Below are 20,773 nucleotides of genomic sequence, written 5' to 3'. Positions count from 1 at the left end.
TAAAAGAGAGCGATTATGCGACGTATCTATTTGGAGTCCCTACTAGGGCTGTTAACTTGCTTTATTGTTGGTCTTCTCGCCTACGAAATTTGTGTCTATCAGCTCAATACCGACTACGAATATGTATTACAAGATTACGAAGCGACAGCCCACCAGCAACTGATAGAGAACATCGCTAAGAATCAAGGTCTTGAAGCGGCTCAACAAGCAATGAACCAGTTTGTCGAAACCACTCGCAATAAACTGGTGACGTTCAACCCAAAAGATGAAATACCAAGCCCAGTTTCAGAGTTCTTCTCTACCAACCCAAATACCTTTATCTTTCACGATGATGAACGTGACCTTTGGTTTCGCTTAGCAAGCAGCGACAATACCTATCATTATCTACCCAACAGTGAAGCGTTCATTAGGCAAAAGATAGAATTGGAAGATGACCTCATTTGGTTGTTCTTTTTAGCAAGCTTTATCTTGTACGGCTTATGCCACCTGTTAATCATCTTCCGCCGAGTTAAAAAGCTTGAATCTGCCACTCTGCGTTTTGCTGAAGGGGATCTCTCCTCACGAGCCGAGACTTCAAGCGGCATTGCGATTGGTTCACTCAACAAATCCTTTAATCTGATGGCCGACCGAATCCATAGCTTAATCGAGAGTAATCGTTCACTTACCAATGCGGTAGCTCATGAACTGCGAACTCCAATATTTAGAATTCAATGGCAGGCTGAAATGCTCAAAGACACGCCACTCAACGAGGGGCAGCAAGATACTATCGAGAGCATTGTTGAAGACACAGAAGAGATGGAAAAAATGGTCGATGAGTTACTATATTACGCAAAACTCGACAGTTGTGATCTAGAGAACTTGCAACAGCCATTAGAGATAAGAGACTTTCTCGATCATGCAATGAGCCGTTGGAACAAAGAGACTGAGTTTAGTATTGAGCTATCACTACCAGAACAACCTCATTTGATATTAGCAGATGATACGCTGCTCAATCGCGCGTTAGATAACCTAGTACGTAACGCGATGAAATTCGCACGCTCACAAATTTCGATAGAAGCAAGCGTGCACCACGATATGTTACAAATCGCCGTGCATGACGACGGTGACGGCGTAGCAAAAGAGCACCGTTCTCGCCTATTCGAACCTTTTTATGTTGGAGATAAAGCGCGTAACAAAGCCAAGAGTGGCCATGGTCTAGGGCTTTCTATCGTCAAGAAGATCTGTGTTCAACACGGTGCAACAGTACAAGTCGCACAAAGCAATACTTTAAAGGGCGCCGTATTCACTATAGCCTTTCCACTGTGTAACGATTCGACTGACAAACCCATACAGTAACGACCAATCATCTCTGGAATAATGTTCAACATCAACCGAAGGAGGCTAGATATCCCCCTTCAAAACAAACAACACTCGTTCACCCTTACTAACGTGAGCTGAATTTTATCTCTGGAGAAACACATGAAAAAATTAATGATCATCGCGGCACTATCGCTAGTAGCAACAGGTTGCGCTCAACAAACTTTCGTAATGGCCCCTCAAGAGAGCGAAGCAACAGCACCAACAACTGAAAAGTCACACCACTTTTTCATTAACGGTCTAGCGCAGAAAAAGCAAATTGATGCAGCTAAAGTATGTAACGGTATCGACAACGTTGCTAAAGTTGAAGTTCAAGAGACATTCGTGAATGGTTTACTAGCAGCCGTAACTTTTGGTATTTATACACCACGAGAAGCACGCGTTTACTGCAAAGCTTAACTCGTCGTTATTTGTCCACGAACCAACTGACGACACCAAAAGTTTGGTCTTGGAAGCTTCTGCATGACGTTCAATACTTTCACTGATGCTCAGGATGAGCATTGAATACCGTCATATTGAATGTAAATACGGGGACCGGTGCTAACACCTCCCCGTTTATTCCCCCCTAAAATTCAAACATGCAATTTCTCACCCCACTCAAAGCCTCATCCAAGACTCACCTAGAAACTCCGTCGATGCCACCCAGTAGCAAACACTCGCGATCATTACGATCAGTCGTATGCTGAATAATGACGTGCTGGATATACCAATGACGTGATGGTGATGATCTCTGCGACTGGCTTTACACCAGTGATCACAGAAACGGCAGAGCTGGCTAAGCAGTACGGACTTAAGATCATTGCAATTACCCCACAAGATACACCGCTAGCAAAAATTGCCGATATCTTGTTACCCATCAAGCATATGGAAACCGACTTCATCTACAAGCCGTCGGCTTCTCGCTACGCTATGTTGGCGTTAGTGGATGTGCTTTCTATGGGGATTGCTGTCAATCATAAGAACCGTTCTCGCGACAAACTGCGTCGCTTGAAGGTTGCGCTTGATTCCTACCGAGGCGGAGGCGATAGACAGCCTCTCGGTGATTAATCTTTAAGACGACTAAGTCATCAACTAGTCGATTTGAATAAAAAGCCCCGCAGTATTCACTCAATCGAGTCGATACTGCGGGGCTTTTTTAGTTGTGGTTTTTCTGGAAATCACTCACCTGAGTTAATTGAAGTTAAGATAAACTCGACTCTTTCCTCAACAGATAACTTGGGCACTTCCACCAACTGATAACCGAATTGGTTATAGGCTGTCACCATCTTTTCATAAGTGGCGATCGCTTCCTCGAAATCTTGCTTACGTTCTTCATCATTGATGAAAATCGAATCCCATGGAGGGAAAATAAATACCTTAGTGTTGTACTCAAGTTCATTGCATTGATTCAACAGAGATTCAGAAATCGGCAAAGCTTCCAACAAGCTGTAACCGTATGAATCTACGATGCTTCTATCAAAGAAAACGCGCTGTTCACTCGATTCAAACGCTTGATAATTAGCGAGCTCTTCTCGTACCATTTCGTCACGAAAAGCCGCTTTATCTAACCATGGCAAAGCACTCCCTTTTCGCTCGACTTGGTGTTGAATCACTTTACGCCCAACCTCTGGTGCGCAGCGATAACCTCGACTTTGCAGAGTATCGATGACTGAGGTTTTGCCAGATCCCGGCCCGCCGGTAAATACGATTAGATTATTCAAATAGACCTCTTCAAAGGGGGGGAGTTAACGAATCGAACCTTAACGAAACCCAAGTTAACGAATCAAGGATAAAATGGACTTGAATTCTGGTGCGCGGCAATCTTTCACAAGCTCGTATAAGCTCATTTCTAATCCTGTGATTTGGATACCAGCATCCATTAGTCGACTGATTGCCAGATCTTTGTTGAGTGCCGTTCGTGAGCTAATACAGTCACCAACTACCTGAACCTTGTACCCAAGTTCCAACAACCCCATTGTGGTTTGATAAACACAAATGTGAGCCTCAATACCACACACTAACCAAGTATCCACGTCCTTGGCTTGCACCGCCTCAACAAACTTGGGTTCATCACACGCGTTGAAAGTAAATTTCGGTATCGGCTTAGCATCACTCAATAAGTCATTAAGTTCGTCGACCGTAGCACCTAGCTTCTCTGGGTTTTGTTCCAAGCTAACAATAGGAAGACCTAAAATCTGCGCACCCTCAATCAACTTTCCACAGTTAGAGATCAGTGTATCGCTCTCATTAACAAGACGTGCGAGCTTGCCTTGTACGTCCACAACCACCAAACCTGTGTTTTGTTTCGTTAGCATGTTTATTCCTTGTTTTAAACAGCCTGACTCACTAAGCAACCTGATGTGTATTTTTTCTACTATGTAACGATTCAGCTTACAAAGCCATACAGTAATATATACAAGACTACGGAATAATACTCACCAACGGTCGAAAGGTCGCAAAATAAAAATGATTGATACTGGCATGACATTTAAGAGTGAGTAACAAAGATGAACAAGATAACGAAATCAGCATTAGCACTGGGTTTAATCAGCGCAGTTTCTCTTCCAGCTTTAGCAGCAGGTACTGACGGCGGTGCGTACATTGGTGGCGGACTTAGTGTCTACCAAGATTCTGACACAGACGGTCACGGTAGCTTAGATTCAGATGGCATGGGCTACAACCTATACGGCGGCTACCAATTCAACCGTATCGTTGGTGTTGAACTTGGCTACACAGATTACGCAGACTACAAGCAGGGTGCTACCAAACTATCACCGACATCTGTATCTGTATCAGCAAACCTAGGTTACACATTCGACAACACAATCCGCCCATTCGTTTTGGCTGGTTTAAGCTCTGTTGACCTAAACGCAAATAATAGTGCTGGTTACGCTGATGACAGTGGTACAGGCTTCCACTTTGGTGTAGGTGTTGAATACACGCCAATCGAACACCTAACGCTACGCTTGATCTCGCAAGCGGATGCAGTGAGCGTAGACGACACAGTCCAATTTGGTAACTCTCAAATATCAGCTGGTGACCACACACTTGCCTTCAACAGCATTAGCTTCGGTGGTTCATACAACTTCTAATGTGATTGAACCACATAGAATAAGCTGAACATACTAATTCACTTTGCTGTTCCACCTTGTCATGAAGGTCACTCAGTAAAGTGAATTTTTTGTATCTACACACCTTAGCGTCATTTCACTTTAGCCAGTTTATCGCTCAGCGCCTTCTATTTGAGCTTTATGCATTGATATTAGAGCTTTCTTGGTAGCGAGACTAAAATAAAGGGATAAGTGACACAGGAAGACAAGACCTATGAATCTACCACGCTTAAACATGTCGATAAACAAACTCCCTTTCGTTTTGGCAGTGTATTACCTGCTTGTCATTAACTTGCCTATCTCACGCGAACTGTTCAATATTCTTAGTGCCTCACAAGCCGAAAGCATTGGGTTTATCATCTCGATCCCATTTTTCTTTCTCGCCGCATTCAACTTTATCTTTCAAGTATTCAACTGGCCGATATTCGCCAAAGCTTTTTTTATCTTGTTACTACTTACTTCCTCTTTAGTCAGCTACAGCATGTTCAACTACGGCATTTTTGTAGACTATGGAATGATAGAAAACGTCTTCGAAACCAACAGCGGAGAGGCTGCTAGCTACCTAAGCAGCTATTCTATTTTATGGTTTGTTCTGATGGGAGGAGTCCCGTCACTGCTGCTTTTATTTACGGATCTTGAAAAAGAATCGTGGAAAGATTTTGCTATTTGGAAGGCGATTGGATTGCTCTCTTCGCTGATTGTCATAGCGATTATTGCTGGACTGTTTTACAAAGATTATGTGTCGATTGGTCGTAATAACTCTCATCTTAAAAAGATGATCATTCCGACCGAATACGTCGCTTCAACCGCAAAATACATCAACAATACTTACATCAAAGAACCGATTCCTTACCAAGAAATCGGCTTAGATGCGCAGCTAAAACCAGAAGCTAAACAAGCTGAAAAACCAACCTTATTGGTGTTTGTTCTTGGTGAAACAGCACGTGTATATAACTACCAATATTATGGCTATGAGAAAGAAACCAATGCTCATACCAAACCCTATAATCCGATCTTTTTCTCTGATGTTCAGTCATGCGGAACCGCCACTGCGGTTTCTGTGCCGTGTATGTTTTCTAACATGAACCGCAGCAACTACGATCGCGACAAAGCCTACAACCAAGATAACGTGGTCGACATTATGAACCGCGCGGGCATTCACTCTATCTGGCGAGAGCACGATGGTGGAGACAAGGCGGTCGCACATCGAATCAAAGAGATGACTCTCGTCGCCAAAGACAGCGACCCGCTGTGTAATAACGATGTGTGCTATGACACAGCCATGCTAGAGAACTTCGAACAAGATACTCAAGAGCTTAAACAAGATAGCATCATTTTCTATCATATCTCAGGATCTCACGGCCCAACTTACTTTGAGCGATACCCAGACGAACATAAGAAGTTTGTGCCAGACTGCCCACGTTCTGATATCGAAAACTGCACCAAAGAGCAAGTGGTCAACACCTACGACAACACCATCTTGTACACAGATTTCTTTCTATCACAGGCTATTCAGAAGCTAGAGAAACTCACCGATAAGTACAATGTCGCGCTGATGTACATTTCCGATCACGGAGAATCATTGGGAGAAAATGGCGTCTACTTACACGGCATGCCTTATTCATTGGCACCGAAAGAGCAAACCCATGTGCCTATGATAATGTGGATGTCTGATGGTTTCGCCGAGCAGAAAGGGATAAACCAGACCTGCTTAAGAAAGGCAGGCAAAGAACAGAGCTTCTCCCAAGATAACCTGTTCGACTCTTTACTCGGCCTGATGGATGTACAAACAAAAGAATATAGAGAGAACCAAGACATTTTTGCTGCGTGTCGCTAGTGCTTTTACTTATGTAAACCATCGGAAAACTCGAGTTGCCTGAACAAGCTCTCCTCAACTTCCCCTAAAAAGAAAAGACCTCGGTCTTTTCTTTTTTTCGTCGCTAACATGGAGCCAGAGTGCTAATTTATAACGACGAAACAATGAGCTACATTTAATAGAGACAATAATGGAAGAGTCCGTCGTGCTCCAAAGACCAACCTGTCTTATTAGACTTTATCTCACTCACATCGCTCATTGAACTTACCAAGATTAAGCTCAGTTCAATACGGCACCTGAATGGCGCCACAATATCAATGTTTACGTCATATCATTAAGGACAAATGAATGGACGCTTTCATAATTTCAAGCTGGCAATTTTCAGAGGGTGTGGCACATGAACACACCACCAGCCCAGCCCCATTCGAGCAATCAACTTGGTATCACTGCCAAAGAGATGCTGACGGTTTGAGAGAATGGCTCTACAGTAATACGGTTCCAAATGCCATCATCGATTCATTACTCACCGATGACACCCGCCCTCGGTTCGAACAGTTTGCCCACGACTGTTTTTTGATGATTCTGCGAGGCATTAATCTAAACGAAGGTGCTAACCCTGACGACATGCTTAGCCTACGCATCTTATGGTACAAAGGCACTTTAATATCGACACGCAAAGTTCCTTCAAAAGCGGTCAGTAATCTAATATCCGATCTAAAACAAAACCAAGGCCCGACATCATTACCTGATGTATTACTGGGCATGATCCGTGGAATCAACCATAGTATTTCAACCTTCCTAGCACCCGTCGAACTATTGATTGATGAGTTAGAATCTACATCCAAAATCGACATAAGATCCATTAACGCTCTGCATTCAAGGCTACTCAGACTAAGACGTTATTTGAAGCCGCAGAAATACGTTTTTGAGGATTTAATGAGTGACCTACCAGCACCATTGAGCAAGCACAACAGTCATATAAAGAACAGTCTTGATACCATCCTGAGAATTAATGAATCTGTTGAGTTTTACATCGAACAAATTAATGTATTTTTAGCGAGCCTAAATCAGCAACAAGCTGAAAAAATGAATAGAAATACGTACCTATTTTCTATCATTGCAGGTATTTTCCTCCCTGCTGGTTTTTTCACCGGTTTACTGGGTGTCAATATCGCTGGGATACCCGGAACAGATAACCCAATAGCATTTCCACTATTTTGCATTGGGCTGCTCGTGGTCGTAGCGGCAGAGGTCGTTATTTTGAAAAAATTGAGGTTTATTTAATGGTTGAGTTTTTGCAATCCAATATGTGGCTTAGACAAGTAGTTTTAGGTTTACTTCTTATCACTGTGTATTGGGTGATCAAACGCTTAGGTAAGAACTGGATAGAAACATTAGCGGAAAATAAGCGTGTCGAATTGAAGCGAAAGCAGTTCGTGATTAAGTGTTTCAATATCGTTCTGTTTCTACTCTTCATCGCTGTGTTTACGATTGTTCTTAACTTGGGTTTTGGTGATATTTCGCTGTTCTTATCATCCATATTTGCGGTGCTGGGTGTCGCTTTATTCGCGCAATGGTCGATTCTAAGTAACCTCACAGCCAGCGTACTAATATTTTTCGTCTTCCCTTATCGGATTGGTGACAGAGTAAGGGTCGCGGAGAAAGACGAAGACATCAGCGGTGTGATCATCGATATCACCATGTTCCACGTTATTCTTCGACACAGTTCGGGCAACATCATCACCTACCCTAATAACCTGATCCTACAAAAAGGCGTGATAAAGGTATTAGTTGATCCTGAAGCAAAAAGTGAAGCTTCAATAAGGTAACAGGCCTAACACCGAATACCTATGCCAAACAAGGTGGGTTAACGATTGATGTGTATGGAGGAGTGAGATCAGAGTAACCCACTCTTTGTCTATTAACGCACATTCTTTCTATAGCGAAGGCTCTGTCTTTTGTGTCCCATTAGCCGCAAGTTTTATTGAGTTTAGATTTGCGACTAAATATACTGGGGGCATCATCAGACGGAGGACAAAAATGAATAATAAAAACAAACATATAGTTTTAATTCATGGTCTATATATGCCTGCGTTGATCATGCAATATCTGGATAGAAACTTCAAAAAACGCGGCTTTACAACGCACAAGTTTGCCTACAACTCGCTGCGTTTCCCTTCTGCAGCCAAACGTCTCAATCGTTTCGTGAATGCTCGTTTTAATGAGTATGATGAGGTCTATTTTTTCGGTCACTCACTGGGTGGCTTGCTGATTCGTCATTACTTTAAATTCTACCAACCACACTTCGCCGACACCTGCATTATTACAGCAGGCACTCCGCACAATGGGGCAACCATCGCCAAAACACTGTCTAATCATGGGCTTGGATTTATATTTGGTTCGAGCAAAATGATTTTAAGCGATGGCTTGGGTGACTACGATATTGATGTGCCGATTGGCGTAATTACGGGTACCTACGACGCCGGAGTAGGACGGATTGTTCTGGGAAGAAACCCAGGGGATGGTACGGTCACTCTCGAAGACGCCAACCTGAGAGGAGCCACTGATACTTACGCCCTCAAACTCAACCACACAGCGCTGGTCTACTCTAAGGAAGTCGTAACACTGTCGGCTCAGTTCATTGAACACAGAGCTTTTAAGGACGCTTCATAGCTTTTTTCAGTAGCTGTTTTTCGTTAACTTTTGCGCGTTGACTCCTGTATCGAGCTCTTGTTCTCTTATTTGTGATAGATAAAAACAAAAATACCACTCTGCGATAAGAGTGGTATTCGAAGATCCATTACTGGAAATGAGCGCTTGCTATACTTTCTATAGACGATTCACTCGAGTTGGTAAGAACACCTCGCCCAACATGCATCGCACCGAACCACCGCCGATGTCCTCGATCGTTTTCACGTTAAATGGTAGTAGTTTACCGTGTGTCGAAAGCTGAGCTAACTGAGCTGGAGAAAACGCATCGTAAGCCGATTGAGACATCGCGATCACCTTGTCGCCATTAACCGTCTCCAGTTGCAAAATGTTGCCGCAAAATCGGTTCATCTGATCAATTGAGATAGAGATAACCTGCTTGTCTTTAGCAAGAGATTTCACCACAAAGCGGCGTTCAAATTCAGGGATCACTTCATCACAGATCACGCAGAAGTTATCACCAATCGCCATCATCACATTGGTATGGTAAATCGGTTGACCAGACGGTAATGCCGTTTGGAACGAGACCACGCGAGAATAGCCAATGCGCTTCGCGTAATCTTCCAATACTTCGCGGTCACAACGTTGTGAAAGCGCAGCATAAATGGTCTTGTTGATATGGTCGATCACCATCACGCCAGTGCTCTCTAGATAAGAACCTTGAGCAACGTACGACTCCATAGACTCACTGTGATTAACAATGCGACCAGACGCTTCCAACGCTTCAATAAGTGCATTCGGCTTAACTTCATTTTGACGGTTTTCACACGCCATAGGGAAAGTGAATAGGCTTCCATCACTACAAGTACTGAACCAGTTGTTTGGGAACACTGCGTCAGGGGTTTCAACACCCAGTTCCGGATAATCAAACTCTACAACTTGCACACCTTCTTTACGTAGCGAAACCACCATAGCCTTAAACTCGGCCATCGTTTCTAACTTTACCTCAGCTTCAGTCAGATCGACTCTGTGCTGAAACTCGTTATCACGGGCTGTTTCTTCGTTAAATTTAAATTCTTTTGGCGGCACCATAACAACGCAATTTGCGTTTTGAACATTAGTAATATGCAGTGATTTTTTGTGTAGGTTTAACATTTTAACCGTCCCTATCTTTTATTTACCTCAGAATTGTAAACAACTTGTTACGACAAAATTCACTGAAAATCACAATGATTTGAATATTTATCCCAAGTAATTACTGCGGATTTTAGATTAGTCGGTAATTTTTACTGCAAGATAACAGCACATCAGAAAGAACCAACTGTATGCATATTCGTTAAAGAATTTACTGGATAAATATTCTCATTTCATTTTTCAACTCCACACGAGTTTTGATTACAATTTAATCCATTTAACGTTAGGATTATCACCGTTGCATAACCATCAATTACGTTTGAAATAAGCTTAACTTTTCCTGCCTAATTCAATCTAAAATTAGCTTCATGAAAGACACTCTTTGGAAGTGTTCTGTGTCACTTGAACTAAGCACTTACATAAGAACTAAACAAAAATCTATCGAATGGCTTAATACTTATAAGAACGCGTTGGCACTTATATAATTTCAAACTAAAACTGAAAAATTCAAATCAAGACTATAAAAAAAAGCTGCACATCACGATGCTCTAGCTCAAAGATGCAGTAGCTTATAAAGGGAAAACTATGTACAAGAAATTTGAAGGCTTTACTGAAGCCTTTCCAAAGGGAGAGCCAATACAACCTCCTACTGGAATACTGGCATTTTGCCGCCATTACACTCGTGGTTTTGAAAAACCGTTGATCTTGCTCGGATTGATGAGCATGACCATCGCGATCATCGAAGTTGCGCTGTTCGGTTACATGGGACAACTGGTTGACTGGCTATCAACTAGCAACCCGGACACCTTCTTAGCAGACAACCAATCCACTCTGATGGGGCTTGGTATCCTGTTACTGGTCGTGATGCCAATCTTGATCAGTGTTTATTCGCTATTGCTTCACCAAACTTTGCTGGGCAACTATCCAATGTCGATTCGTTGGTTAGCGCACCGCTACCTTTTGAAGCAAAGTTTGTCGTTCTATCAAGATGACTTTGCCGGGCGTGTTGCCACCAAAGTCATGCAAACATCGCTCGCGGTGCGTGAAACCGTGACCAAAATGGTCGATGTGTTTGTTTACGTGACGGTTTACTTTACAGCGATGCTGTTCATGCTCGCTGAATCGGATTGGCGCTTAATGGCTCCAATGTTGATTTGGTTGTTCATTTACGTTGGCATTCAACTGCACTTCGTACCAAAGCTGAAAGATGTGTCTTCAGAACAAGCGGATGCTCGCTCGTTGATGACGGGTCGCATTGTGGATAGCTACACCAACATCGCTACGGTCAAACTTTTCTCTCATAGTAAAAGAGAAACCGAGTACGCAGAAGAAGGCATGGAAGGCTTCCTAGACACAGTCCATCGCCAAATGCGCTTGGTTACTGGCTTCAACATCTGCGTTGAATTCGCTAACTACTTGTTGGTGTTCAGCATTGCCGGTATCTCTATCTACCTATGGCTAGATAACGCGATCACCGTAGGTGCAATTGCGATTGCGGTCAGCTTAGCTCTGCGTATTAACGGCATGTCGAAATGGATCATGTGGGAAATTGGTGGCTTGTTTGAAAACCTAGGTACAGTGATTGATGGCATTAAAACGCTATCTAAGCCTATCGCTATTGAAGACAAAAAAGACGCTAAGCCTTTGGATGTGCCACAGGGTGGCATAAACTTCGACAACGTGAGCTTTAACTACGGTGAGAATAAGGGTGTGATTAACAACCTAAACCTCAACATCAAACCGGGTGAAAAAGTCGGCTTGGTTGGCCGTTCAGGTGCAGGTAAATCGACCCTAGTTAACTTACTGCTGCGTTTCCACGATGTAGAAAGTGGTCGCATCCTGATTGATGACCAAGAGATCTCGAGCGTTACTCAAGATTCTCTGCGTAGCAACATAGGTATGGTGACTCAAGATACCTCACTGCTGCACCGTTCGATCAAAGACAACATTCTTTACGGTCGTCCTGAGGCAACAGATGAAGAAGTGTATGCCGCAACCAAACAGGCACACGCTCATGAGTTTATCGAAACGCTAACTGACCCGTTTGGTAACGTTGGCTACGATGCTCAAGTGGGTGAACGTGGCGTCAAGCTTTCTGGTGGTCAGCGTCAACGTGTCGCTATCTCACGTGTACTTCTGAAGAATGCTCCGCTGTTGGTTCTAGATGAAGCAACATCAGCTCTCGATTCAGAGGTTGAAGCTGCGATACAAGAGAGCTTGATTGAACTAATGGAAGGCAAAACGGTTATAGCGATTGCACACCGTCTATCGACGATTGCAGCAATGGACCGTTTGATCGTACTCGACCAAGGTAATATCGTCGAAGAAGGCACGCACCAAGAGCTGATTACACAAAATGGCATCTATGCTCAATTGTGGAATCACCAGACCGGTGGGTTTATTGGTGATGATCTTGAACAGACAACGAGCGCTTAATTTATATTCCATTTTAAAAGTGCGGCGTAATTCACACCAAAATGTTAATTGGCGGTAAATTACACATGGCAGAATGTTATGTCGTAATCATATAATGACATTAACACCAAAGACGCCTCGCTTGCGCGTTCTGGAATAAGGCTAGACTTCGGGGGGAGGCTAGCCTTTTTTATGCCTGTTATTCCGCACTGTTTCCTACTTGTCCGATAACTTCATCGATCCTTTTGTTTTTTTCTTGGCGTTTTTTTCTTAAAATGCGCGCAGTATTCTTTTTAGAGATCAACCATGAACAAAAGTGTCTTAACTAACGTTATTGCGTTAGCACTGCTTGCTGGCGGCTATGCGACAGCAAACCAATACTTGCTTTATGCAGGCCTATTCGCATTTTCTGGTGCCATCACCAACTGGCTTGCGATTCACATGTTGTTCGAGAAAGTACCCGGCCTATATGGTTCTGGCGTTATTCCTGCGCGCTTTGAAGAGTTCAAGGCAGCCATCAAACAACTAATGATGGAACAGTTCTTTACTGAAAGTAACATCGACCGCTTCCTTAGCAGTGAGATGACCGGAAAATCGCTCAATCTAGAGCCTGTGATCAAGAAGATCGACTTTAACCCTGCATTCGAATCGCTGGTGCATGTTATCGAAAACTCACAGTTTGGTGGCATGTTGGCGATGGTTGGGGGTACAGAAGCACTACAGCCAATGAAAGCGCCATTCGTGGAGAAGATGCAAGAGTCTGTGATCGAAATCAGCAAGAGTGATTCGGTAAAAAATGCCATCAAGGATGAACTTGAATCACCTGCGATGATGGATGAAATCAAAGAGAACATTGAAGCGATCATCGATCAGCGCTTGAATGAACTGACACCAAAACTGGTTAAAGAGATGGTTCAGACCATGATCAAAAAACACCTTGGTTGGTTGGTCGTTTGGGGTGGGGTATTCGGCGGTGTGATTGGTTTAATCTCTGCCGCAATTACGCTGTAAGGCGGAGAAGTTTATCCGATTGCTCTTTATCTGACGTTCAACAAAAAATGGAAGCTTATTGGCTTCCATTTTTTATATGTAAATAACCTTGGTAAGGCGAAAGCAGGTCACTATTTTATGGTGGCCAACAGCTCAGGGTTAACACCAAAGCCCTTCTTGTGTTCTTCAATCACCACTTCGCTGCGTGTCTGAATCACACCCGGCAGGGTACCCAACTTAGTTGCCATAAACGCTTGGTACGCCTTCATGTCTTTTACTCGAACCTTGATCATGGTGTCAAAATCCCCCGACAGCGAATAGCACTCTTCGACCTCAGGCATCGCTTCAACCGCTTGGGCAAATTTATCAAAAATTGAAAAACTGGTTTGATCGAGGCGAATATGGATAAACACTTGGACATCGAGCCCCAACTTTTCTGAACAAAGCTCAGCGTGATAACCTGTGATGTAGCCCACTTTTTCCAATCGCTTCAACCTATCAGAGCAAGGTGAAGTCGTTAGGTTGACCTGTTTCGCTAGTTCAACGACGGGCAAACGGCCTTTCATATGCAGAATTCTTAGTATCTCTTTATCGATACGATCGAGTTGATGCTGAGACATAATATTCCTTAAACATTCTAGATTACGCTCAGTATATTCCATACTAAGAGCAATCGAAGAAAACCTTGCTCACACATTTAGAAATCTAAATAGACCATTCCTATTCACGTTAAATATAAAACCGAACAGAGCGATAACAACCCTTATAAATCAAACTCCAGTTATTAACAAATTATTATAGAAATGACCCGATTAACAAATAAGTTGAGCCAGAAACGAAAGAAAGGATATAGGCCAAAGTGAATAATAGAATTCTCAAAGAGAAAGGATGACTCTATTATGAAAACGCAAGAACTCGCATATAAACCTTACGGAATCGGTTCATGGACACACGTAACGGTATCAAAAGATGTTGCCCAAGCACTCGCAAGTGAATACTCAAACTATGGCTGGGAAGTTAAGATTGATGGCAATGTCGTCGAGGCAGAACCTTCACTAAAAGCGGCATAGAAAACGAAAAAAACCTCCATCAGGGAGGTTTTTAAATCTAAGTTAGTAAGCACTTACTACAATCTAAGCCAGACCAACTTGGGGAACTGCAGTTCCTGTTTCACAACGACAATTGCACGTTCGACAGAAGTGTTGAGTTTCCATGTCGTAGTACAGGTTTCCACTAAATAGCTTTGACGTCCATTGCATCATACGGCCAGAGGTTGTCTCAGGCTCAGATTCACAACGTTTCATTATAGACTTATGTAGTGTTGTTTTTTTACATCCTTTGCAATAGAGATCAGGCATACCTTTGTCCTATAGGTCTTTAGTGGTTACTGATAATTGACACATGATGTCCAATTCAGTGTAATAATTCACCGAGCTAATAACAAAAGTGAGCGCCAAGTTCAAAAAATAGCCATTTTATCGGTTATTTTTTGACATCAAGCGCTATGAAAAGCCTTTCTCTTCTATTTATTTTCCTTCTATCATTTGGTTTCGATTTACATTGTAAACCTCATAACAGCCGTGCATCTCCTGTATCCTACTGATTTTCTATAAGACAAAGGTAGTGCCCACATAAAAAAATAGAGCCACCGAAGTGACTCTATTACTTTTATTTTTCAATTTCTTTTTACAATTGCTTTTTAGCTAATGTTCTTTGCTAATTCACATATGTTTTACAATGTAAATTAGTCTAGCTCAACTAGGTTCTTCTTGAACTCAGCGTGTTGCTTTTTCACTTCGTCTTCTGGCTCACCAGTCATTAGACTCACAATAACGATAGAAAGCGTCGATAGGATGATTCCCGGTACGATTTCGTAAACATCGAACCAACCGCCCGTGAACTGCTTCCAAAGTACAATCGTAACACCACCAACCACGATACCCGCTAGAGCGCCGTTACGGTTCATACGAGACCAGTATAGGCTTAATACGATTGCAGGACCGAATGCAGCACCAAAACCAGCCCATGCGTAAGATACAAGGCCAAGTACTGAGCTGTCTGGTGTCATCGCCAGAACAAGAGCAACAAGAGAAATTAGAATAACCGCGAAACGGCCTATACGAACAATCTCTTCTGACGTTGCGTCTTTCTTCAAAACTTGCTTATACAGGTCTTCTGCCATTGCAGATGAAGAAACAAGAAGTTGTGAATCCGCAGTACTCATGATTGCCGCTAGAATGGCAGCAAGTAGGATGCCGGCGATTACTGGGTGGAACATCGCGTTCACAAGAAGCATGAAGATCTTCTCGCCATCGTCTAGCTTAGGTGCGCCAGAGTTCGTCACATAGATTAGACCAACAAGACCCACAAGCATTGCACCAATCATAGACAGTGCAGTCCAGATAACGGCAATGCGGCGCGCTGTTGTTAGGTCTTTATTACTACGTGTTGCTTTGAAACGCGCAAGGATGTGTGGTTGACCGAAGTAACCCAAACCCCATGCCGCTAGTGAGATGATCGCAATAGCAGACAGTGGCTCACCCTTCGCATCATTCCATAGCGTTAGAAGCTCTGGGTTGATGTTGTGTAGGTCGCTAGAAAGCTGACCTAGGCCACCGTTCATTGCCGCGATTGGTACAATCAATAGCGCTGCAGACATGAGTAGACCTTGAACTAAGTCAGTCCAAGATACCGCCAGGAAACCACCAAACAGAGTGTACGAAACTACACAGACTGTACCGATAATTACCGCTGTTGTGTAATCAAGGCCGAATACCGTTTCAAACAATTTACCACCTGCTACCAAGCCTGAACTTGTGTAGAAAAGGAAGAATAAAAGGATAAAGAAAGCAGAAATTGTTTGGATCAGCTTAGAATTATCATTGAAACGACGAGATAGGAACTCCGGCAGCGTCAGTGATTCTGTCGTAATGCTGTAAGTACGTAGACGTTTTGCACTGATTAACCAGTTTGCCCAAGTACCAACAAGTAGACCACCAGCAAGCCAAAATGCTTCAAAGCCAGCAGCGTAAGCGTAACCAGGCAGGCCAAGTAGCAACCAACCACTCATGTCTGATGCACCAGCAGAAAGTGCAGCAGGCCATGGGCCTAACGAACGACCACCTAGGAAGTAGTCTGTTGAGTTAGATGTACGTTTGTAAGCAATAACACCGATCGCTAGCATCATAATTAGATACGCAATGAACGTCGTCGTTATTGCAAAACTGTTTTCTATCATTTGATAGTCCTCATTTTGTAGAAAGCCTTCCATGCCTAATTCAATGCAAGACACTCACCGTAAAGGCAAGCGAGTGCATTGAGTTAGGTATTGAGGCTCCAATGCACTATGAATTAAATCCAAAGATGGAGAAAACCCAACAATGGAAAAAACCAAAAGTGCTTAGAGCCAATTTTACTGAAGGTTAGTGAGCTTCGCTTCCAAGTTCGAGCAAGGTCGCGTTACCGCCCACGGCTGTTATATTTATAGTTCGCGTACGCTCGGTAATGAAGCGCAGCGATAGGTGTGGATCATTAGCAACATTCATTGTCACCAGATCCGTTTCAGCTACTAAACCGACGATTGCACCGTCACGCTTAGCAAGCTGTAAATTGATAGCTTGTGCCGTTTGCGAGTTACCTACGTAACCCACGCTACGTACATCGCAAGACAACAACTGTTGAGCAGCATCATACGAGGCAACTTGCACCAAGTTAGTTGGCAAGTTCGCCGACTTAGCTGCGTCTGCAACTAAGGTATTGAACTGCACATCATCACTGCACAATTGAACACTGTTACCTGCCAATAGCGCAGCAGTAATCAAAGCCATTGCAGTTTGCAGCGCTGGCACTTTCTCTTCGCAATCATCAACAATCACCAAAGCCACACCGCGACCAGCGGCATACAACTCATTGGTTTCGCCCGTAGGACCTGCCATTAGGTGATGTTCAGAAAGCAGCGCAGACGCTTGCTCTAGATGATAAGTCGCCACCATCGCCAAAGGCGAAGACTGACTTTCGATCTCTGATTTAAACGCAAGTACCTGAGCACTCTTGTAATCAAAGTCGGTAAGGTTCCATTGTTCCCACGCTAGCAAAGCATCAGAAAAACCTGTCACTTGATGAACCATGATAATGCTCCTTATGCCTTGTCTTGTGATTGAGAGAAATGAACATCAGTAAAGCGGTATAGGTAGTGAGGACCACCCGCTTTAGGGCCAGTACCTGACAAACCTTGACCACCAAATGGTTGAACACCAACAACGGCGCCCACTTGATCACGGTTGATGTAGCAGTTACCCACACGAACGTGTTTTTCGATCCAACGGTAAGTCGTCTCGTTACGGCTGTGGATACCCATGGTTAGGCCAAAACCGGTTTGGTTGATTTGGTCTACCACTTGCGCTAGCTCACTCGCTTTGAAGCGAACAATGTGTAGCACTGGGCCAAACTGTTCTTCTTTCAAGCAGCTGATGTCATCAATTTCAAAAGCACTTGGTGGAACAAAATCACCATGTTCACAATCAGAACCTAAAGAAAGTTGAGCCACCTTCTTCTGGGTATTGGTCATGTTTTCTAAGTGCGCCATTAACTTCTGTTTCGCGTTTTGGTCGATAACAGGGCCAACATCGGTTTTATGAAGGTGTGGAATGCCAACACTCAGCTCGTCCATTGCACCGTGAATCAATCCAACCACGCGGTCTGCTATGTCTTCTTGGATGTAAAGCACACGTAGTGCAGAACAGCGCTGACCTGCTGAAGCGAATGCTGAACGAATCACATCACGAACTACCTGTTCAGGCAGTGCAGTACTGTCGACGATCATCGCGTTCTGGCCGCCTGTTTCCGCAATAAACGGAACTGGCTTAGCGTTACGAGTGGCTAATGACACATTGATACGCTGTGCCGTTGGCGTAGAACCAGTAAAGGCAACGCCCGCAATCGCATCATGGCTTGTTAGTGCACTGCCGATCTCAGCACCGCGACCCGGTAGTAACTGAATGGTGCCAGCAGGGAAGCCCGCTTCATTCATCAGTTCAACCGCACGAGCAGCAATCAAGCTTGTTTGCTCGGCAGGCTTAGCCACAACCGTATTACCCGCCACTAGTGCTGCAGTAATTTGGCCAAGGAAGATGGCTAGAGGGAAGTTCCAAGGGCTGATACAAACGAACACACCACGACCTTGTCGAGAAGCGATTCGTGTTTGGCCATCAAAACCTTTTAGTTCGAAACCTTGTAGGTTGTCAGCTTGTTTAGCGTAGTAACGACAGAAGTCGACTGCTTCACGTACTTCATCAACACTATCGTGAATTGTCTTACCCGCTTCTTGATGACAAATCGCCACCAGCTCAGCGAGGTTGTCTTCCATCAAGTCAGCCAACTTATCAAGTGCAGCCGCTTTGGTTTCAACCGAAGTTGCGTTCCAATCTGCGAATGCTGCGTCTGCGCCAGTGATCGCTGCGGAAACATGATCAAGGTTAGCAAAAGCCACCTGACCCACATGAATACGACGATCATAAGGTGCCGTCACTTGCTCAACGTTCTGATCAGCCTTGATCATGCTTTCGGCAAGAGATTCACCGTTGATCACAGGGCCCGCAGTCCATTGATTGTTTAAGAAGCTTTTTACTTGCTCTTCAAATTGATGCGCTTCGCTTTCAATATCAATGTTCACACCGTAAGAGTTCTTACGCTCAGGGAACACCGCTGGAGGCAGAGGAATCTTAGTGTTGTGCAATGTATCGAATGCCAGAAGCATATCGACAGGATGTTGAGTCAGCTCTGCCACAGGGCAACGCGCATCAACTAGACGGTGGACAAACGAGCTGTTTGCACCGTTTTCTAGCAAGCGACGTACTAGGTATGGCAGTAGATCTTTATGGCTGCCAACCGGTGCGTATATACGTACCGACTGTTGGTAAGCTTCCATCGCATGGTTGTACAGAGAATCACCCATGCCGTGTAAGCGTTGGAATTCAAAGTCTTTATGGTCGGTCATGACAGCAATAGCAGAAACTGTATGAGCGTTGTGGCTCGCAAACTGCGGGAAGATATTGCCGCGAACACTTGGGCTCAATAGGTAACGCGCACATGCAAGGTAAGCTACGTCTGTCGCTTCTTTACGTGTGTAAACTGGGTAATCAGTAAAGCCAGCTTGTTGGGACCATTTGATTTCGCTGTCCCAGTAAGCGCCTTTTACCAAGCGAAGCGGGATCAAATCGCCCTGCTCTTTCGCTAAGCGGTTTAGCCATACTAGAACCGGTAGTGCACGCTTTGAGTAAGCTTGAATAACCAGACCAAATTTACCCCAACCTTTTACAAGGTCAGTGCGGTACAGTTTTTCGAATAATTTAAGAGAAAGCTCTAGGCGATCCGCTTCTTCCGCATCAATCGTAATCGCAACATCGAGCTCTACTGCACGGCGCAATAGCTGCTCTAGCGTGTCGCAAAGTTCAGTCAGTACACGGTCTTCGTTCGCCACTTCATAACGAGGGTGAAGCGCAGAAAGCTTGATAGATACCGATGGCGCAGGGCTCGATTTTGAAGAGACCTTCGATTCTGGAGAAACATAGTTGTCTCGACCTACGGCTTCAATCGCCATTAGGTAATCTTTGAAGTATTTGTTTGCGTCAGCAGTGGTCAGTGCCGCTTCACCTAGCATGTCGTATGAGTAGGTAAAACCTTTATCACGCATAGACTTACCATTCTTTTGCGCTTCAGCAATGCTGCGGCCAAGAACAAATTGGTGCCCCATCACCTTCATTGCTTGGTGCATCGCTTTGCGAATTACCGGCTCAGAAAGCTTGTTCACTAAACGGTTAACCGCTTGACCTGCACTCTGCTCTTTAGATGAAAGTCCAACCACCTTACCTGTTAGCATTAATCCCCAAGTGGATGCGTTAACAAATACTGAGTCTGAATTCTTTAGGTGAGATTTCCAATCCGCAACGCTTAATTTGTCACGAATCAGAGCATCAGCGGTTGCTGAATCAGGAATACGCATCAAGGCTTCCGCCAGACACATTAGCAAGATGCCCTCTTGAGTATCTAAGCTGTATTCAAGCAACAATGCATCGATCATCTGGATAGAAGTCTTATCCGCACGGATAGCTTCGATCAATGATGTCGTTTTGTCCGTGATCTGCTGCTTTTCTGACTCAGAAGGGGTAGCTAGCGGCAGAAGTTGCTCTAGCCATTGGGTTTCATCCACCATATATAATGGTGAGATAAGCGACCATAGATCAGCAAGCGACTGCTCGTTGAATTCTGGCTTTAACACATCAGTAGCTGTAAACATGCGTTTTCCTTAATCTCACACCCGGAATTA

The 20,773-nt window shown here is 44.0% G+C and carries 17 protein-coding genes and 2 pseudogenes; 12 read left to right on the top strand and 7 right to left on the bottom strand.

What is annotated here, in order from left to right:
- Positions 1–15 precede the first annotated feature (15 nt).
- The 3 genes and pseudogenes from OCV30_RS17260 to OCV30_RS17250 form a co-directional block, all read left to right on the top strand.
- The gene (locus OCV30_RS17260; RefSeq protein WP_065679159.1) at positions 16–1,335 is read left to right on the top strand and encodes a sensor histidine kinase; all 1,320 of its coding nucleotides are present in this window, start codon (positions 16–18) and stop codon (positions 1,333–1,335) included.
- Positions 1,336–1,458: 123 nt separating this feature from the next.
- A complete protein-coding gene (locus OCV30_RS17255; RefSeq protein ID WP_017097222.1) occupies positions 1,459–1,755 on the top strand; it encodes a Bor family protein in 297 nt (98 codons plus the stop codon).
- 309 nt (positions 1,756–2,064) lie between these two features.
- Positions 2,065–2,403, top strand: a pseudogene (locus OCV30_RS17250) (MurR/RpiR family transcriptional regulator); the annotation flags it as partial.
- A 110-nt stretch (positions 2,404–2,513) separates the two neighbouring features.
- Here OCV30_RS17250 and OCV30_RS17245 read toward each other — a convergent pair.
- Positions 2,514–3,056: an AAA family ATPase gene (locus tag OCV30_RS17245; protein WP_065679158.1), complete on the bottom strand. Its 543-nt coding sequence runs from the start codon at positions 3,054–3,056 to the stop codon at positions 2,514–2,516.
- Between the two features lie 54 nt (positions 3,057–3,110).
- Complete coding sequence (locus OCV30_RS17240) at positions 3,111–3,650, bottom strand: hydrolase (RefSeq protein ID WP_065679157.1); 540 nt, start codon at positions 3,648–3,650, stop codon at positions 3,111–3,113.
- Positions 3,651–3,842: 192 nt separating this feature from the next.
- Here OCV30_RS17240 and OCV30_RS17235 point away from each other — a divergent pair, with 192 nt between their 5' ends.
- The 6 genes and pseudogenes from OCV30_RS17235 (at position 3,843) to OCV30_RS17210 (ending at position 8,934) form a co-directional block, all read left to right on the top strand.
- The gene (locus OCV30_RS17235) at positions 3,843–4,427 is read left to right on the top strand and encodes a porin family protein (protein ID WP_065679156.1); all 585 of its coding nucleotides are present in this window, start codon (positions 3,843–3,845) and stop codon (positions 4,425–4,427) included.
- Positions 4,428–4,659: 232 nt separating this feature from the next.
- Positions 4,660–6,282 carry a phosphoethanolamine transferase gene (locus OCV30_RS17230; RefSeq protein WP_065679155.1) on the top strand — a complete coding sequence of 541 codons (1,623 nt, stop codon included), beginning with the start codon at positions 4,660–4,662 and terminating at the stop codon, positions 6,280–6,282.
- A 327-nt stretch (positions 6,283–6,609) separates the two neighbouring features.
- On the top strand, positions 6,610–7,545 hold the full coding sequence (locus OCV30_RS17225) for a CorA family divalent cation transporter (protein ID WP_065679154.1): 936 nt from the start codon (positions 6,610–6,612) through the stop codon (positions 7,543–7,545).
- Entirely contained in the window at positions 7,545–8,090 is a 546-nt protein-coding gene (locus OCV30_RS17220; RefSeq protein WP_065679153.1) for a mechanosensitive ion channel family protein, read from the top strand. Before OCV30_RS17225 ends, OCV30_RS17220 begins: the two co-directional genes overlap by 1 nt.
- Positions 8,084–8,167, top strand: a pseudogene (locus OCV30_RS17215) (AraC family transcriptional regulator); the annotation flags it as partial. The gene OCV30_RS17220 and the pseudogene OCV30_RS17215, both read left to right, overlap by 7 nt.
- Positions 8,168–8,301: 134 nt before the next feature.
- Positions 8,302–8,934 carry an esterase/lipase family protein gene (locus OCV30_RS17210; protein ID WP_009845991.1) on the top strand — a complete coding sequence of 211 codons (633 nt, stop codon included), beginning with the start codon at positions 8,302–8,304 and terminating at the stop codon, positions 8,932–8,934.
- A gap of 156 nt (positions 8,935–9,090) precedes the next feature.
- Here the strand turns inward: OCV30_RS17210 and OCV30_RS17205 are convergent, their stop codons facing one another.
- Positions 9,091–10,065 carry an arginine deiminase-related protein gene (locus OCV30_RS17205; RefSeq protein WP_009845992.1) on the bottom strand — a complete coding sequence of 325 codons (975 nt, stop codon included), beginning with the start codon at positions 10,063–10,065 and terminating at the stop codon, positions 9,091–9,093.
- A 564-nt stretch (positions 10,066–10,629) separates the two neighbouring features.
- Here OCV30_RS17205 and OCV30_RS17200 point away from each other — a divergent pair.
- Together OCV30_RS17200 and OCV30_RS17195 are read left to right on the top strand one after the other, a co-directional pair.
- Positions 10,630–12,480 carry an ABC transporter ATP-binding protein gene (locus OCV30_RS17200; protein WP_065679152.1) on the top strand — a complete coding sequence of 617 codons (1,851 nt, stop codon included), beginning with the start codon at positions 10,630–10,632 and terminating at the stop codon, positions 12,478–12,480.
- A gap of 285 nt (positions 12,481–12,765) precedes the next feature.
- A complete protein-coding gene (locus OCV30_RS17195) occupies positions 12,766–13,470 on the top strand; it encodes a DUF445 family protein (protein ID WP_009845994.1) in 705 nt (234 codons plus the stop codon).
- A gap of 110 nt (positions 13,471–13,580) precedes the next feature.
- On the opposite strand, the gene OCV30_RS17190 is transcribed toward OCV30_RS17195, so the two are convergent.
- Positions 13,581–14,069, bottom strand: coding sequence for an Lrp/AsnC family transcriptional regulator (locus OCV30_RS17190; RefSeq protein WP_065679151.1), 489 nt, complete (start codon positions 14,067–14,069; stop codon positions 13,581–13,583).
- Positions 14,070–14,348: 279 nt separating this feature from the next.
- On the opposite strand from OCV30_RS17190, the gene OCV30_RS17185 reads away from it, so the two are divergent.
- A complete protein-coding gene (locus OCV30_RS17185; RefSeq protein WP_009845996.1) occupies positions 14,349–14,519 on the top strand; it encodes a hypothetical protein in 171 nt (56 codons plus the stop codon).
- A 674-nt stretch (positions 14,520–15,193) separates the two neighbouring features.
- Here OCV30_RS17185 and putP read toward each other — a convergent pair.
- From putP to putA, 3 genes are all read right to left on the bottom strand, one after another.
- Positions 15,194–16,684 (bottom strand): sodium/proline symporter PutP, encoded by a 1,491-nt coding sequence (gene putP / locus OCV30_RS17175; RefSeq protein WP_065679252.1) that lies wholly within the window; start codon positions 16,682–16,684, stop codon positions 15,194–15,196.
- Between the two features lie 187 nt (positions 16,685–16,871).
- Positions 16,872–17,576: a 1-pyrroline-5-carboxylate dehydrogenase gene (locus OCV30_RS17170; RefSeq protein WP_065679150.1), complete on the bottom strand. Its 705-nt coding sequence runs from the start codon at positions 17,574–17,576 to the stop codon at positions 16,872–16,874.
- 11 nt (positions 17,577–17,587) lie between these two features.
- Positions 17,588–20,743 carry a bifunctional proline dehydrogenase/L-glutamate gamma-semialdehyde dehydrogenase PutA gene (gene putA, locus OCV30_RS17165; protein ID WP_065679149.1) on the bottom strand — a complete coding sequence of 1,052 codons (3,156 nt, stop codon included), beginning with the start codon at positions 20,741–20,743 and terminating at the stop codon, positions 17,588–17,590.
- Between the last annotated feature and the right edge of the window lie 30 nt (positions 20,744–20,773).

It is taken from the genome of Vibrio atlanticus (genome assembly GCF_024347315.1).
Classification (GTDB): domain Bacteria; phylum Pseudomonadota; class Gammaproteobacteria; order Enterobacterales; family Vibrionaceae; genus Vibrio; species Vibrio atlanticus.
This window is presented reverse-complemented; position numbering and strand designations above follow the sequence as displayed.